The 15649-nt window shown below is 55.0% G+C and carries 12 protein-coding genes; 6 read left to right on the forward strand and 6 right to left on the reverse strand.

The window, feature by feature from the left end:
* Nucleotides 1–85: 85 nt before the first annotated feature.
* The 3 genes from ovoA to ravA form a co-directional block, all read right to left on the reverse strand.
* On the reverse strand, nucleotides 86–2230 hold the full coding sequence (ovoA, locus tag AC3RPL_RS20430) for a 5-histidylcysteine sulfoxide synthase (protein ID WP_490741363.1): 2145 nt from the start codon (nucleotides 2228–2230) through the stop codon (nucleotides 86–88).
* A gap of 83 nt (nucleotides 2231–2313) precedes the next feature.
* A complete protein-coding gene (gene viaA, locus AC3RPL_RS20435; protein WP_261653608.1) occupies nucleotides 2314–3777 on the reverse strand; it encodes an ATPase RavA stimulator ViaA in 1464 nt (487 codons plus the stop codon).
* Complete coding sequence (gene ravA, locus AC3RPL_RS20440) at nucleotides 3774–5267, reverse strand: ATPase RavA (protein WP_490741364.1); 1494 nt, start codon at nucleotides 5265–5267, stop codon at nucleotides 3774–3776. Before ravA ends, viaA begins: the two co-directional genes overlap by 4 nt.
* 264 nt (nucleotides 5268–5531) lie before the next feature.
* On the opposite strand from ravA, the gene kup reads away from it, so the two are divergent.
* The 3 genes from kup to AC3RPL_RS20455 all read left to right on the forward strand — a co-directional run bounded on the left by kup (nucleotide 5532) and on the right by AC3RPL_RS20455 (nucleotide 9516).
* Nucleotides 5532–7400, forward strand: coding sequence for a low affinity potassium transporter Kup (gene kup / locus AC3RPL_RS20445; protein ID WP_261653609.1), 1869 nt, complete (start codon nucleotides 5532–5534; stop codon nucleotides 7398–7400).
* Nucleotides 7401–7558: 158 nt separating this feature from the next.
* Nucleotides 7559–7966 carry an SRPBCC family protein gene (locus AC3RPL_RS20450; RefSeq protein WP_490741365.1) on the forward strand — a complete coding sequence of 136 codons (408 nt, stop codon included), beginning with the start codon at nucleotides 7559–7561 and terminating at the stop codon, nucleotides 7964–7966.
* The gene (locus tag AC3RPL_RS20455) at nucleotides 7963–9516 is read left to right on the forward strand and encodes a UbiD family decarboxylase (RefSeq protein WP_490741366.1); all 1554 of its coding nucleotides are present in this window, start codon (nucleotides 7963–7965) and stop codon (nucleotides 9514–9516) included. The genes AC3RPL_RS20450 and AC3RPL_RS20455 overlap by 4 nt, the downstream gene beginning before the upstream one ends.
* 35 nt (nucleotides 9517–9551) lie before the next feature.
* Here the strand turns inward: AC3RPL_RS20455 and qseC are convergent, their stop codons facing one another.
* Nucleotides 9552–10889, reverse strand: coding sequence for a quorum sensing histidine kinase QseC (gene qseC / locus AC3RPL_RS20460; protein ID WP_490741367.1), 1338 nt, complete (start codon nucleotides 10887–10889; stop codon nucleotides 9552–9554).
* Nucleotides 10886–11548: a quorum sensing response regulator transcription factor QseB gene (qseB, locus tag AC3RPL_RS20465; protein ID WP_367167897.1), complete on the reverse strand. Its 663-nt coding sequence runs from the start codon at nucleotides 11546–11548 to the stop codon at nucleotides 10886–10888. Before qseB ends, qseC begins: the two co-directional genes overlap by 4 nt.
* A 208-nt stretch (nucleotides 11549–11756) precedes the next feature.
* Between qseB and AC3RPL_RS20470 the strand changes: the two genes are divergently transcribed.
* Nucleotides 11757–12155 (forward strand): YgiW/YdeI family stress tolerance OB fold protein, encoded by a 399-nt coding sequence (locus AC3RPL_RS20470; RefSeq protein ID WP_261642005.1) that lies wholly within the window; start codon nucleotides 11757–11759, stop codon nucleotides 12153–12155.
* Here AC3RPL_RS20470 and AC3RPL_RS20475 read toward each other — a convergent pair.
* Nucleotides 12146–13045, reverse strand: a complete 900-nt coding sequence (locus AC3RPL_RS20475) for a LysR substrate-binding domain-containing protein (protein WP_490741368.1) — start codon at nucleotides 13043–13045, stop codon at nucleotides 12146–12148. The two genes, AC3RPL_RS20470 and AC3RPL_RS20475, sit on opposite strands and share 10 nt — an antisense overlap.
* Nucleotides 13046–13150: 105 nt before the next feature.
* On the opposite strand from AC3RPL_RS20475, the gene budA reads away from it, so the two are divergent.
* Both budA and alsS read left to right on the forward strand, forming a co-directional pair.
* On the forward strand, nucleotides 13151–13933 hold the full coding sequence (gene budA, locus AC3RPL_RS20480) for an acetolactate decarboxylase (RefSeq protein ID WP_490741369.1): 783 nt from the start codon (nucleotides 13151–13153) through the stop codon (nucleotides 13931–13933).
* 17 nt (nucleotides 13934–13950) lie between these two features.
* Complete coding sequence (alsS, locus tag AC3RPL_RS20485; protein WP_490741370.1) at nucleotides 13951–15630, forward strand: acetolactate synthase AlsS; 1680 nt, start codon at nucleotides 13951–13953, stop codon at nucleotides 15628–15630.
* The last annotated feature ends 19 nt before the right edge of the window (nucleotides 15631–15649 follow it).

Below are 15649 nucleotides of genomic sequence, written 5' to 3' on the forward strand. Positions count from 1 at the left end.
CCCACCACCTATCGTCACAAAGCAGCAGTGAAATGATTTGTGGTGCAGTTACTGGAATTATCCTGCACCTGTCCGCCGATCAGGCTCAGCGCTTACGCCAGACGGTCAGCTGCGCCACGGTATGTTGATATTTTCGTGCCGTCTCGCGGATAACAAAAGGCACATCCTGGGGGGCGGCAACCTCTTCGAAATCGGCCGCCAGCAGGCGCTGCAACGCCTGATAAGTGGTCAGCGCTTCGCCATTTTCCCGAATGCCGCCCAGCCAGTTTTCTTTCGGCGTAAACTCTTCAAGCCAGGTATAAGGCGATGACAACATCAGTATGCCGCCGGAATTAAGCATTCTGGTGATATCCTGCAAAAAGCGTTTTGGCTGGCGCAGTCGGTCGATCAGGTTGGCCGCCAGTACCAGATCGTAGCGATCCTGCTGAGGCTTCAGGTTACAGGCATCGCCCTGCACAAACTGAATGCGGCTGGCCTGCTCCGTGCCCAGATCAAAATCTTTCAGGCGTATCTGACGATATTCAACCAGATCCCCCTCTTCCTGCGCCACATAGCGGAAATCTTCACCGTTGGTCAGCTGGAGCGCCACATCAATAAAGCGAGCCGAATAGTCCATGCCGACAACCTGCTCAAAGTGGCGGGCCAGTTCGAAGCTGGCGCGGCCGGTAGCGCAACCGATATCCAGCGCCCGCCCTCGTTCAGGGGTCATCCGGCAGGCAATCTCCACCAGCGCGCAGGCATAGTTAGTCACGCCAAAGCAGGACGGGCCGTACTGGAAGTCAAGATACTGCGACACCATGCTGTCGGTTTCATAAGGATTGGTTGACATCTTCTCCTGATGAGCGGAAACCACGTAACGAAAGCCCGCATGTTGAAAGAAGTGGCGACGAAACGCATAACGTGATGATTTTAAAGCTTCATTGCCGGTGGAAATCCAGCTACCGCCTTTAATCAGCGCATGTTTGCCATCAAACGTTGGCGTGGAAAAATCATCATATAAAGGATGAACTTTAAAGCCTTCCAGGCCGTTAATCGGCGTGGTGGTCCACTGCCAGACGTTACCAATAAGGTCAAAAAAGTTGCCCTGCGCGAAACGATCGACCGGACAGGATGAAGCCCACCAGGCCAGATTAATGTTGCCTGGCGCTGCCTGCCAGTCAGGCTGGTCACCGTCCAGCTGTTCACGCAGCAGCAACCATTCCGCCTCGCTCGGTAACTGGACAGATTTACCGCTGTCGTCGGCCTTCCAGCGGCAAAAAGCAGCGGCTTCCAGCTGATTGACTTCCACCGGCCAGTCCCACGGCATGGGCACTTCTTCCGTCATCAGACGCAGTTTTAGTTGCCCGGGCTGCGCCACTGCGCCCACCCAGAAGGTCGGCATGGTTGCCTGGGCGAAATTACGCCAGCCCAGACCTTCCTCGTCCCACCAGCGATCGTCCTGATACCCCCCCGCGCTGATAAATTCAAAATATTCGGCATTACTCGCCAGCATCTGGCTGGCTTTAAAGGGTTTTACCTCGCTGACCTGGATGCCATATTCGTTATCCCAGCCATAGGTATCGTCGGTTTTCCCCTGCGTCACGCGTGCGCCGTCAACCGCTACCAGCTTGTTATGAGGGACCGATGCGCGATCGTGGCGGGCGTCAGGGCAGGCTGGCCAGTGTGGCTGTGGTTTCACCCACGCCAGCGGCAGTTGCCGGATCAGCACGCTGGAGGTTTCCAGATGGATACGCTCATGTTCGATGCCCATCAGGATCACCCATGCCGGACTGTCCCAGGTGATGGGCAGCGTCAGCGGCATCTCTTTGATCACCTTCTCGACCAGCGAGCGAACCTTGCCGCGATAATCACGCAGTTCGCCCAACGTCGGCCACGGGTAATGGCTGGTATCAAGATCGTCCCAGCTCATCTCATCCACGCCAATCGCCATCATGGCTTCAATACCGGCATCGATGCGCTCAGCAATCAGTCCGCCAGACATCAGCTTGTTAACATAAAAGGTCGCGGTGTGGCCGAAATAGAACACCAGTGGGTGGCGCAGCGGGATAGCTTTGTTGTAATACCCTTTTTCATCCGCCAGGCAGTCGAACAGGCTCTCATACAGCGTCCAGGTTTGGGTGAAATAGTTCAGAAGCTGCTGGCGTTTTTGTTCTGCACTGCCGCCGCTGAGCAGCAGGGTTTTGGTGGGTGCGGGAAGGCCTGATGCTAAAGTTTGCGATGCTGTTGCCACGTGTTGCTCCTAGTCTGCTTGTAAGCTGAAAACGATATTATGACTATAGCAAACAAGCATTGCCACATTGTTGCTAAAGAAAACTATCGTTGCCAGCGGCGAAGCAGACGGCTTTTCAGCCCGGTATCGAAGCGCCAGATATGATTGAAGATGCGCATAATGGCCGGTTTTCCATGATCGGACAGCGCAACGGCATGGAAGCGCTGCTGCTGTGCTGACTGATGCTGTTTAACCTTTTTTACCACCTCATCCGGCAGGCGCTGGGCGATAAAGTCAGAGATGATTACCGCATCGGCATCATTCCATTGTGGCGTGGCAAGCCGGGTTAATACCGCATCCAGACAGGCGGCCAGATCGGTTCCGCCGCGAAAGCGCTGGCTGAGGAAGCGAACGGCCTGGGCAATGCCGTCGGCGGCGGTCAGCTCGTAGCCGACCACCTGATGGGCGAACAACATAATGTAGCAGCGGCGGTTATCGGCCAGCGCCACCTTTAACAGGGCCAGGCAAAAAGCTTTGGCACAGCGTTCATTAAAACCGCCCATCGATCCGGAGGTATCCACACAGACGATAAATGGCCCTCGTGGCTGCTGGTCATGCTGCTGGTGGCTGACCGGGCGCTGCGTCACTTTTTCGTGCCAGGCTTCGCCCTGCAGGCGATAGGTGACCAGCCGTTTTTCCACCAGTCGCCGGTAAAATTCCATCTCCAGCGAACTGATTCCCAGCGTGGCCAGCTCGGAGGGCAGCAGACGCAGGACATCATCACTCTGATGCAGCCCGTCAACCTCCTCCGGCACGCTGGCAGGTTCGCGCACTAACTGGTGAAAGGCTTCCAGCGGCGCGTTTTCCGCCAGCACCGCTTTGGCCTCGCGGCTGCGTCCCAGCTGTTCAGCCAGCTTTTGCAACATCGGCTGCTGCGCCAGGAAATCACCGTATTCCACAATCAGCTGATAGTCGCTGTGCTGAAGCGGGCTGCTGCTCAGATCCCACAGGCGACCGGCGGCGGCCTCGTTGTCATCCGACAGCACCGGAACCAACTGCCCGCTCATTGCCAGCCGCTGTTGCAGTTCAGCCAGCAGCGCTTCCCGCTCCTCGTCCAGCAGTTGCTGGTTAAGGGAGACGGTTTGCAGCGTCAGGCTCAGCCGCCAGCGTTGCAGAAACAGGATCTGCTGTGGTTCGCTGAGCGCGTAAGCGGGGGTGATATTTGCCAACAGATCCTGCGCTTTTTCGGCAAAGGGAGAGTGATGCTGTTGCAGGTAAAGCATCACTTCAGGCAGCTTCAGGCAGAATGCCGACAGGCTGAGTGGCTGGCACTGCTGAAAAAGAGCAAACTCACCGGCCATATCCTCTGGCACGGGCGTGGTTTTAAACTGTTGCTGGATGCGGGTTTTCCAGCGAGGCAGGTCCTGCATCAGCGCTTTTTTCAGGCCGGGGAACTGTTCAAAGAAGACCGCCAGCTGTGGGCTGACCAGCAGGGCCAGCATCAGCTCTTCAATCAGGTCGTTTTCGCTTATCGCCAGAAAGGCGCTCAGCGTATCAAGCGAAATCACTTACGCGCCTGCTTTAGCTGTTCTGCAACCTGTTGCAAGCTCTCTTCAATTCTTGCCAGCCAGTCATCGCTGATAAACAGGCAGCGCTGATACTGGCTGAACAGCGTGCGTTGATGATGTAACTGACTTTCCACCTCATCCAGGGCCTGCACAATCTCTGCCGGCAGATCGTTGATCTGCGGGCTACCGGGGAGCATCAGCCGTGAAGACTGGAGGCTGACATCGCGCACGGTGAGGCAGTCGTTGCCATCAACGTGCAGATCCAGCGACTGAGCAAAACCGATACCGTTCAGTTTGCCGCGGATCTCGCCGCCTTTTTGCAGCCAGTGCAGTAGCGGTTCGCGGCTAATAACCAGATGCGTGACCTGCATATCGTGCAACATCAGGGGTTTCTGTAGCATCAGCGTCAGGGTGTCATCGGCCAGCGTGGCGGGCAGGTCGTAGTGCGGTTTGCGACTGAACATACCGCCATGCTTTTCCAGCCGGACGGCCTGTGCCACGCTTTTTTCCTGCTGAAGCGCGATGCGGCGTGAAGCAATCTGTTGCAGCCTGATCTGCATCGGCTGCTGCTGCCAGGCCTGAAGCGTAATCAGATTATCGATTTCACGATCAAGCAGCTTCATCGAGGCCACGTCATGCCACAGGCAGTCTTTCAGCAGGATCAGATCGATGGGGGCGATGGCGCTGCGGCCACTGTAAAAGGCGCAGGCCTGCAACAGATGAATGGCCTTTTTCCAGCGGCGGTCAGAGATATAAGGTGCTTCAGGCTGGCCTTCCAGCTGCTGGCGCAGAAGGAAGATCAGTTCAAAAACATCATCCGGCAGGGCCACCTGGGCAATGCCTTTTTGCCACTGTTCATACTCTTCATCGCTGATACACAGCGATTCTGTCACCGGATTACTGTCGTCCTGCTGATGGGTAAGCATGCTTTTGAAGTTCTGCTTTTCATGGACATTATCCAGCCACAGGCGGATCAACATACGGTCATACAGCGCTTCCAGGCCGCTTTCGGCTTCCGGCAGCTCGTTAGAGGCGGTAACCAGCAGCCGCATGGGGATTTTTTCTTCCACGTCACCGTTACGGAAACGACGTTCATTGATGGCGGTTAACAGCGTATTAAGAATTGCCGGACCGGCTTTCCAGATCTCATCAAGAAAGACAATCTCTGCGTCGGGCAGATAGCCTCTGGTCAGGCGCTGATAGCGTCCTTCGTCTTTCAACGCCTGGATGGACAGGGGGCCAAACACCTCTTCCGGGGTGGAGAAGCGGGTCATCAGATATTCAAAGGCGCGGGAATGCTGGAAAGCGAATTTCAACCGGCGGGCTATCAGGCTTTTGGCAATACCCGGCGGCCCAAGCAGAAAAACGCTTTCACCGCTCAGCGCCGCCAGCAGGCAGAGGCGAATGGCATGATGCCTTTCATAGAGTCCCTTTTCTAACGCATTACTGAGGCGAGCGATTCTTTCCGCAAGTAAGTGGGGCTGGGACATAATTAATCATTCATCCTTTTTGACAGGGATCCCCTGCCCGACAGGTTAACTGGTAAGCGATAATACTACTGTTTATGATGCTTGAAAGCGCTGATAAGAGTCAGCTTTTTTCTTCTCAAACGGTGACGCAGGCCAGCGAAGTTTTATTTGCTAACCTAATTAAAGATAGGTATTCGTAATGATTCGTGCATACTGTGCGCTTTTTGACGGCCTGCCTGGCGTCAGGCAATCCGGTCATTTTCAGCCCCAACAAAAGATTAGTTTATGAGTTCTGAAAAAAAGCAGTCACTTGGTACTGTCACCTTAGCCGCTATTGGCGTGGTGTATGGTGATATTGGCACCAGTCCGTTGTATACCTTGCGGGAATGCCTCTCCGGGCAGTTTGGTTTTGGTGTCGAGCATGATGCGGTATTTGGCTTTCTTTCACTGATATTCTGGCTACTGGTGTTGGTTGTCTCGCTGAAATATATCAGTTATGTGATGCGTGCTGACAACGCCGGAGAGGGCGGGATCCTGACGCTGATGTCGCTGGCCGGGCGTAATACGGGTGCCAGGGCAACCGCGGTGCTGGTGATTATGGGGCTGATTGGCGGCAGTTTTTTCTATGGCGAGGTGGTGATTACCCCCGCAGTTTCCGTGCTTTCAGCCATTGAGGGGCTGGAGATCGCCGCGCCCAATCTGGATGCTTATATCGTGCCGCTGGCGATCGCCGTGCTGACCCTGTTATTTATTATTCAGAAACACGGCACCGGCATTGTGGGCAAGCTGTTTGCGCCGGTCATGCTGCTGTGGTTTATTGTGCTGGCAGTGCTGGGTGCGCGCGGCATTATCGCTAACCCGATGGTGCTTCAGGCGCTCAATCCGTACTGGGCGATGCATTTCTTCTTTGAATACAAGCAGGTTTCCTTCTTTGCTTTGGGAGCGGTAGTACTGGCTATCACCGGAGTGGAAGCGCTTTATGCCGACATGGGGCATTTTGGTAAACTGCCGATTCGCCTTGCCTGGTTTACGGTGGTGGTGCCGTCGCTGGTGCTGAACTACTTTGGGCAGGGCGCGCTGCTGCTGAAAAATCCACAGGCGATTAAAAACCCGTTTTTTCTGCTGGCACCGGAGTGGGCGCTGATTCCGATGCTTGTCCTTGCGACCCTGGCGACGGTTATTGCATCGCAGGCGGTGATTTCCGGTGTCTTCTCTTTGACCCGCCAGGCGGTTCGGCTGGGATATCTGCCGCCGATGCGTATTGTGCATACTTCTGAAGAAGAGTCCGGCCAGATTTATATTCCGGTGATTAACTGGCTGCTATTTTTCTCGGTGGTTATCGTGATCGTCGGCTTTAAACACTCCAGCAATCTGGCGGCCGCATACGGTATTGCAGTGACCGGAACCATGGTGCTGACGGCAATTTTGTGTTCGACGGTGGCGATTAATAACTGGCGCTGGAATCGTTATCTGGTGCTGCTGATCCTCGTGGTTATGCTGTGCATCGATGTTTCTCTCTTCTCGGCGAACCTGGTAAAAGTTTTCTCAGGCGGCTGGCTGCCTCTGACGCTGGCGCTGATGATGTTTATCGTCATGACCACCTGGAAAAGCGAACGTTTTCGCCTGCTGCGCCGGATGCATGAGCATGGCAACTCGCTGGAGGCAATGATTGCTTCGCTGGAGAAATCTCCGCCGGTGCGCGTACCCGGCACCGCCGTTTATATGTCCCGTGCGCTGAACGTCATCCCATTTGCTATGTTGCATAACCTGAAACATAACAAAGTGCTGCATGAGCGCGTGGTGCTGCTGACCCTGCGCACGGAAGATGCGCCTTATGTGCATAACGTTCGTCGGGTGACGATTGAACAGCTTTCGCCCACCTTCTGGCGGGTAGTGGCAAACTACGGCTGGCGGGAAACGCCAAATATGGAGGAGATTTTCCACCGCTGCGGCCTGGAAGGATTGAACTGCCGGATGATGGAAACCTCGTTCTTTATGTCCCACGAGTCGCTGATTATTGGCAAACGTCCTTGGTATCTGCGGCTGCGCGGTAAGCTGTTCCTGATGTTGCAGAAAAATGCTCTGCGTGCCCCCGATCAGTTTGAAATCCCCCCTAACCGCGTGATTGAGCTGGGAACTCAGGTCGAAATCTGACCGTCGGGGCCAGTTTTTGCTGGCCCTGTTCATAACATTTTCTTACATTTCCCCACCAAAACCATACTCTGAGTGTGGGCGTGTGTGCTAAGGCTTAAAAGCAGTACTTAGCTTGCAGCCATCAGGCTACAAGGGACTTGTTAAAAGGAGATTGGGTTATGAAGCTCTGTCATGCGATTGAGATCGATGCCTCTTGCGAGAAGGTTTATCAGGCGCTGACTCAAGTTAATATAATGGTTGCCTGGCATAAAGGCCGGGTCACGGGTGAAATTGCCCCAGGCAAAGAATTTCACCTGCTTACTGAAAAGGGCCTGGATTTTGGCTGGTGCACGGAAAACCTCTCGCCTCCCCACGATATCCAGCAAATTTGCATTAAAGGCCCCGGCAACTCGGTCGGCAAGCGTTTGCATATTTCTCTCAAAGCGTCAGATAAGGGCACCCTGGTGACGCTCACCGATGGCGAGTGGAGTGAAGACGATCCCCATCTGCCATTGTGCAATACCCACTGGGCTGGCGCATTGCATAACCTGAAATCCCTGGTGGAAAGCGGGGAGACAGGGAAATGAAAAAAAACGCGATTAAATATGAAGTTATTAAATCCGGCGATCCTCATCCTCTCGGCTGGGATGTGCCTGCTGTTGATGATTTGCGCTCGGCTGTTGAACTGATTAAAACCCTGCCCGGACAATTTCTGGAAACCGATCGTGAAATCGATGCCAATGCAGAGCTGGCAGGTGTTTACCGCCATGTGGGCGCGGGCGGCACGGTGATGCGGCCAACGCGTATTGGTCCTGCGATGATGTTCAATAAGCTTAAGGGATTTGACGATGCCAGAGTGCTGGTGGGCCTGCTCGCCAGCCGCGAGCGGGTGAGTCATTTACTGGGAGCGCCAAAACGTCAACTGAGCATGCAGATGGGAAGGGCGGTAAGAGCGGTGATTCCGCCTGTGGACATTGGCGATAAACCCGCGCCCTGTCAGGAAGTCGTTTACCGTGCTGAAGACAGCGATTTCGACCTGCGTAAAATCCTGCCTGCGCCCACCAATACCAGCGAGGATGCCGGACCCTATTTTTGTATGGGGCTGGTATTAGGTAGCGATCCGGATGACAGAAAAAATGTTGATGTCACCATCCATCGCCTGTGCGTCCAGGGTAAAGACGAGCTTTCTATCTTTTTTGCGCCAGGCAGACATATTGATGCTTTCCGACGCAAAGCGGAGGCACGGGGTGAACCGCTGGCTGTCTCTGTCAACATGGGGCTGGACCCGGCGATTTATATCAGTGCCGAATTTGAAGCGCCCACCACGCCGTTTGGCTTTGACGAGCTGTGTGTTGCCGGTGGTTTGCGCGGTAAGCCGGTTGAGCTTGTGGAATGCCTGACCGTGCCGCAAAAAGCCATTGCTAAAGCGGAAATCATTATCGAGGGGGTGATTCTGCCTGATGTGCGCGTTGCGGAAGATCAACACAGTAATACCGGTAAAGCCATGCCGGAGTTTCCCGGCTATACCGGTGATGCCAATCCTTCACTGCCGGTAATCAAGGTTAAAGCCATTACCACGCGGAAAAATCCCATACTGCAAACCCTGGTGGGGCCGGGTGAAGAGCATGTCAGTCTGGCGGGCATTCCGACCGAAGCCAGCATCTATTGCGCGCTGGAAGATGCGCTGCCCGGACTGTTAAAAAACGTCTATGCGCACAGTGCCGGAGGTGGGAAATTTCTGGCTGTCCTGCAACTGAGCAAACGCAACAGCGCTGATGACGGTAACGCGCGTCAGGCGGCGCTGATTGCGCTGGCCGTTTATCGCGAGCTGAAAAATGTCATTCTGGTGGATGAGGATGTGGATTTGTTCGACAGCGATGACGTGCTCTGGGCGATGCAGACCCGCTATCAGGGGGATATGGATACCATTTTTGTTCCCGGTGTGACCGGCCATGTGCTGGATCCCTCGCAATCGCCGCTCTATAACCCACGTCTGCCGGATAAAGGCACCACCTGTAAGACGATTTTCGATTGCACCGTGCCTTATCATCTTAAGCCGCACTTTGTCCGTGCTGCATTTAAGGATGTTGATCCCAGCCTGTGGGCACCTTCGCTGTTTCCGGATGGCGTGAAATAAGCGGCACCAAGCCTGGCCTTAAGGCCAGGCTGTGGTTACCAGTTGATACGGACAGCGAACCCGCCTTCCTCGCGGTTAGCAAATTGCACCCGCATCCCGTGAAGTCTGGCGACCTGACTAACGATAGACAGGCCAAGGCCGCTGCCATTTTTTTCCTGCCCCGGTGGCCGCCAGAATCGCTCGCCGATTCTTGGCAACGCCTCCTCACTGACGCCCTGGCCATCATCCATCACCATCATTCCGTTGTGGGTCAGCTTCAGTTCAACTCTGCTGCCGGTCTGGCTGTAACGGATGGCGTTATCCAGCAGGTTGCGGATCAGCAGTGACAGCAACAGCGCATTGCCGGGGCGGATTACCGGCACGTCCGGCGCACTGAGCATGATCTCCACACCGGCTGTCCGCGCTTTCTGATACTGCTCCACCATCGACTGCTGTAAAAGTGACGCCAGATCCACCGGTTGTTGATCCAGCTGTTCGCCACTTTCCAGTCGGGAGAGCGTCAGCAACTGATCCACCAGCCGCGCTGCCCGGTCAATCCCCTCATCCAGCTGACTGAGGGCATGATGGCGTAAGCCGGCATCGTCGTGCGCCAGCTGTGCCACTTCGGTCTGCACTTTCAGTGCCGCCAGCGGACTTCTCAGTTCATGTGCGGCGTCGGAAGTGAAACGCCTTTCCCGTACCAACATTTCACCGATGCGGGCAAACAGCGCATTCAGCTCCTCCATAAGAGGGCGGACTTCCTGCGGCACCCGCTTTTCAATCAGCGGTGAGTCGTCGTCAGGCGATCGCTGGCGAAGCTGCTGAGTGATTTTTTTTAGTGGTTTCAGCTCGCAGGTAATCAGCCACAGCAGCAGTAAAATCATCAGCGGCAGCGCGATTAACCAGGGGATCAGGCTGGTCTGGACGATATCCCGCGTCATATCGTCACGGTATTCCCACTCCTGACCGACCACCACCAGATAACGTTTGTCCGGCGTACTGAGCCACACCAGCCGCCACAGGTCATCGTCACCTTTTAATTTGCCATCGGTAAAACCGTCGCGCCGGTATTGGAACTGAAAGTCTTTACCATTGTCGCCATCGTTGAGCACCATCCTGCCGTCACGGGTAAAGACGGCAAAAGCCAGCGCATCATCATCCTGATTACCGCGATGATGGCGGAGTATTTTTTTGCTTTTTGGCAGCGTCACTGGCTGCTGGCTCAGCTGTTCCGGATTCATTGTCGCCAGGCGCGTGGCAAACAACATCTGCTGCGTATCAAACAGCTTGTTAATATTGTGTCTGGTCTGCCACCAGGAACCGATGGCCGCCGTACCCCAGCCAATCAGCGACAGCAGGATAAAGCCCAGCATCAGCCGCAGACGTAAACTCATTGGGGTTCTCCCAACGTGTAGCCCACGCCGTGTACCGTACGAATAAACTGACTCCCCAGCTTTTTACGCAGATGGTGAATATGTACTTCGACCGCATTACTGGAAACATCATCATCCCAGCCGTAGAGCTTTTCTTCCAGTTGAGCGCGGGTCAGTACCCGGCCTGCATTCAGCAGAAACAGCTCCAGCAATGCCAGCTCTCGGGCCTTCAGCGCCAGAGGTTGTCCTTCCAGCGTCACCGTATGTGAGCTGGTTTCCATCACCACGTTGCCGTGACTGAGACGGGGCAACAGCTGACCATGACGTCGGCGGATCAGCGCCTGAAGGCGCGCGGCAACCTCACTGAGGGCGAAGGGTTTACAGAGGTAGTCATCAGCACCTTGTTGCAGGCCGCTGACCCGCTGCTCCAGCGCATCTCTTGCCGTCAGGATCAGCACCGGTTCATCGTGCCCCTGCTGCCGCCACTGACGCAGGATCTCCAGGCCATCCATACCGGGCAGGCTGAGATCCAGCACCACCGCATCGTAGGGAGCCGCGCCCAGCGCCTGTTTTCCCGCCTTACCTTCGGTAAACCAGTCGACGCTGAAACCCATTTTGATCAGTCCGGCGCGGATACCGTCACCAATCAGCCTGTCGTCTTCAATGACTAAAATGCGCATGATAAATATCCTCTGTAATTAACGGCTTTATACGGAACCACATTGCTTTTTGTACAGCACGTTCGACGGAAATGACGTGTTTTCGACAAAATAATAAAAAAAATCGTGCCGGATGCCGCCGTTAAGATCCCGTTAAGAACTTTTTGCTGTAATGCCTCCCGAACAGAATGTACCTGGTAAATCATTCCATTGAAAAAAGGAACATAAAATGAAAAAGACTGCTGCTTTACTGGCTATTTTTGCTCTGGTTTCCACGCCGGTTCTGGCTGCCCAGACCGGAGGTTTCAGCGGGCCGGGCGCACCTGCTGCTTCAGCACAGAAAGGAGGGTTTGTGGCGGGCAACAGCGCGCTGAGCACCGTAAAACAGGCTCAGGATATGGCCGATGACGCCTGGGTGACCCTGCGTGGCAATATTGAACAGCGCGTGGGCGATGATGACTATATTTTCCGCGATGCCACCGGCACGATGAAGGTTGAAATTGACCATAAACGTTGGGAAGGTCAGAACGTCACCCCAACGGATCACGTTGAGGTGCAGGGCAAACTGGACAAAAATTTTAATTCGACAGAACTGGACGTGAAACAGATCCGTAAAATTCAGGGGTAAGGATTATCCGCCGGATTTTTCAGCATTGCGATCAGATGCATCACTGCCGGTGAGCGATTGATCCGGTGCCAGGCCAGCGCAATATCGGAACTGAGTGCAGCGTCATCAATCTGATGAAAGGTGACGCCAGGATGACTGATACAGCATACCGATTGCGGCACGATAGCAAAGCCGAATCCAGCGGCAACCATACTCAGCGAAGAGGAAATTTGTGGTGACTGCTGGCCCTTGTGCGGCTGAAAGCCAGCCCGCAGGCAGGCACCCAGCACCAGCTCATATAGGCTGGGCGCTACCTCGCGTGGAAACATTATCAGTTGTTCACCGGACAGCTGCGCCAGAGAGAGGCGTGGCTGCCCCGCCAGAGCATGACCTGCCGGCAACGCCACCTGCATTTTCTCGCTGGCAATGACCATCAGGTTAAAAGCCTTGCTACTCTCACAGGGAAGACGCACAAAGGCTGCATCCAGCAATCCATCCTGTAAATCCTGCATCAGTGCGGCCATATTCTCCTCGCGCGTCAACAACTCCATTTCCGGGTAACGTGCCTGAAAATCACGCAGCAGCGTAAATACCTTTGCGTGAAATGCCACTGAACTGGCAAACCCCAGTGACATCTGACCGCTAAGCCCCCGAGCAATGCCCCTGGCTTTTTCCAGGGCCTGAGCGGTCAGCTCCAGAATCTGACAGGCATCGTGATAAAACGCTTCCCCTGCTGCCGTCAGCTCTACGCCCCGTGTCAGCCTTTTCAATAACGGTGTACCAATTTCCCGTTCCAGACGAAGTATCTGCTGGCTTAACGGGGGTTGGGAAATATTCAGCATTTCAGCCGCACGCGTAAAATTGTGGGTTTGCGCAACGGCAACGAAATATCGCAGATGTCGGAGATCCATATCGAATACGTCTCAAAGAGCGGGTCTTTCTATATTGGTCTTCGTTACTGAATCGAGTCAACATCAGGTTAATAGTTCTTAACTTTTTCACTCGCGAGGTAGACGATGAAACATTCTGCAACTGATTGTTTATGTGAGAAACAGCTGATCTCCACCGTCACTGCTCTTCGCCAGCACAAACCAGAGAGCGTTATCTATCAGACCTCTCTGATGAGCGCGCTGCTCAGCGGGGTGTACGAAGGGCGCGTTACCGTGGCTGATCTGCTGAAAAAAGGTGATTTTGGTCTGGGTACGTTCAATCAACTGGATGGTGAGCTGATTGCTTTCGACAGCGAGGTTTATCAGCTGCGTTCTGATGGCAGCGCCAGAGAAGCGAATCCACAGCAAAAAACGCCTTTTGCAGTCATGACTTTTTTCAGGCCGCAGTACCGCCATCATTTCACCTCGCCCGCCAGTCGGCAGGAGATTCATCAGGTGATCGACGACCAGGTGACCTCCGATAACCTGTTCTGTGCTTTGCGCATTGATGGTCGCTTCTCGGCGGCGCAGACCCGCACCGTCCCCTGTCAGCACCGTCCTTACCGCTCAATGCCGGAGGTGCTGGGCCATCAGCCCGTTTTTCACTTTAACCAGCGTAACGGCGTGCTGATTGGTTTCCGCACCCCGCAGTATATGCAGGGGATTAATGTGGCGGGTTATCACGAGCATTTTATTACCGATGACCGCCAGGGCGGCGGCCATCTGCTTGACTACCAACTGGAAGAAGGGGTGCTGACTTTTGGTGAAATCAGCCAGCTGGTGGTCGATCTGCCTGCTGACCGCGATTTCCTGCAAGCTGACCTCAATCCTGAAGATCTCGATTCAGCCATCCGTTCCGTTGAAAGCTAAGCCTGAGGAGTCAAAAGATGAAAAACCCAACTGATACCCAACTCTGGCTGCACGGCGCTGATCTGGTTGTCGCTCAGCTTGAAGCTCAGGGCGTAAAACAGGTGTTTGGTATTCCTGGCGCGAAAATCGATAAGGTCTTCGATTCGCTGCTGGATTCAACGATCAAGACCATCCCGGTACGCCATGAAGCCAACGCTGCCTTTATGGCTGCGGCGGTAGGTCGACTGACCGGCAACGCCGGCGTGGCGTTAGTCACTTCCGGGCCGGGTTGCTCCAATCTGATCACCGGCATGGCCACTGCCACTACCGAAGGCGATCCCGTGGTGGCTCTCGGTGGCGCGGTGAAGCGTGCCGACAGCGCCAAGCAGGTGCATCAGAGCATGGATACCGTTGCGATGTTTCGCCCGGTCACCAAATATGCCGTGGAGGTGACGGACTCCAATGCCCTGGCGGAAGTGGTGTCCAATGCGTTCCGCCATGCAGAACAGGGGCGCGGCGGTGGCGCATTTGTCAGTCTGCCGCAGGATATTGTCGATCAGCCAGCCAGCGGCCACCTGCTTACCTGTAAGGGACAGGTGGCGCTCGGAGCGGCACCGGATACGGCGATTGACGCCGTTGCCAGGCAGATTGCTCAGGCGAAAAACCCGGTGCTGCTGCTGGGGCTGATGGCCAGTCAACCGGCGAACAGCGATGCAATCCATCGTCTGCTCAGCCGCAGTCATATCCCGGTGACCAGTACTTATCAGGCGGCCGGTGCAATCAGGCAGGAACATTTTCCGCGTTTTGCCGGTCGGGTGGGGCTTTTTAACAACCAGGCGGGTGACCGGCTGCTGCGTCAGGCCGACCTGATTATCACCATTGGTTACAGCCCGGTGGAGTACGAACCGGCAATGTGGAACAGCGGTCATGCCACGCTGGTCCATATCGATGTGCTGCCAGCGGATACCGATAACTGCTATCTGCCGGATGCCGAACTGGTGGGAGATATTGCGGCAACCATCGACAAGCTGGCGGCGCAGATTAATACGTTTTTGCCGCTCAGCGCGCAGAGTGCGGCCATTCTCGAAGATCGCCAGCAACAGCGACAGCTGCTGTCATTGCAGGGGAAAAATCTCAATCAGTTTGCCCTGCATCCGCTGCGTATCGTCCGGGCTATGCAGGATATTATTAACAGCGATGTCACCCTGACGGTGGATATGGGTAGCTTCCATATCTGGATTGCCCGTTATCTTTACAGCTTTCGTGCCCGCCAGGTGATGATCTCCAACGGGCAGCAAACCATGGGAGTGGCTCTGCCGTGGGCGATAGGTGCCTGGCTGGTGGACCCGGGGCGCAAAGTGGTGTCGGTTTCGGGTGACGGCGGTTTTCTTCAGTCCAGTATGGAGCTGGAAACGGCGGTCAGGCTGAAAGCCAATATCCTGCATATCATCTGGGTGGATGAGGCTTACAACATGGTGGCGATGCAGGAAGAGAAGAAATACCAGCGGGTATCAGGGGTCAAATTCGGTCCGGTTGATTTTAAAGCCTATGCCGAGGCATTCGGTGCTGCGGGGTTTGCGGTGAACAGTGCGGCTGAGCTGGAACCCACACTGCGTAAAGCGATGGATGTACAGGGCCCCGCAGTGGTTGCGGTGCCGGTGGACTACGCCGATAACCCGATGCTGATGGGCCAGTTACATCTCAGTCAGATTCTGTAATAACCGTACAGGGAGTGGA

The sequence above is a fragment of the Erwinia papayae genome (assembly GCF_058241465.1).

Excerpts from the sequence above, each read along its gene's own strand:
- ravA (WP_490741364.1), bottom strand. The coding sequence starts at position 5,267 with ATGTCCCAGCCCCACTTACTTGCGGAAAGAATCGCTCGCCTCAGTAAT.
- kup (WP_261653609.1), top strand. The coding sequence starts at position 5,532 with ATGAGTTCTGAAAAAAAGCAGTCACTTGGTACTGTCACCTTAGCCGCT.
- AC3RPL_RS20450 (WP_490741365.1), top strand. The coding sequence starts at position 7,559 with ATGAAGCTCTGTCATGCGATTGAGATCGATGCCTCTTGCGAGAAGGTT.
- AC3RPL_RS20455 (WP_490741366.1), top strand. The coding sequence starts at position 7,963 with ATGAAAAAAAACGCGATTAAATATGAAGTTATTAAATCCGGCGATCCT.
- qseC (WP_490741367.1), bottom strand. The coding sequence starts at position 10,889 with ATGAGTTTACGTCTGCGGCTGATGCTGGGCTTTATCCTGCTGTCGCTG.
- qseB (WP_367167897.1), bottom strand. The coding sequence starts at position 11,548 with ATGCGCATTTTAGTCATTGAAGACGACAGGCTGATTGGTGACGGTATC.
- AC3RPL_RS20470 (WP_261642005.1), top strand. The coding sequence starts at position 11,757 with ATGAAAAAGACTGCTGCTTTACTGGCTATTTTTGCTCTGGTTTCCACG.
- AC3RPL_RS20475 (WP_490741368.1), bottom strand. The coding sequence starts at position 13,045 with ATGGATCTCCGACATCTGCGATATTTCGTTGCCGTTGCGCAAACCCAC.
- budA (WP_490741369.1), top strand. The coding sequence starts at position 13,151 with ATGAAACATTCTGCAACTGATTGTTTATGTGAGAAACAGCTGATCTCC.
- alsS (WP_490741370.1), top strand. The coding sequence starts at position 13,951 with ATGAAAAACCCAACTGATACCCAACTCTGGCTGCACGGCGCTGATCTG.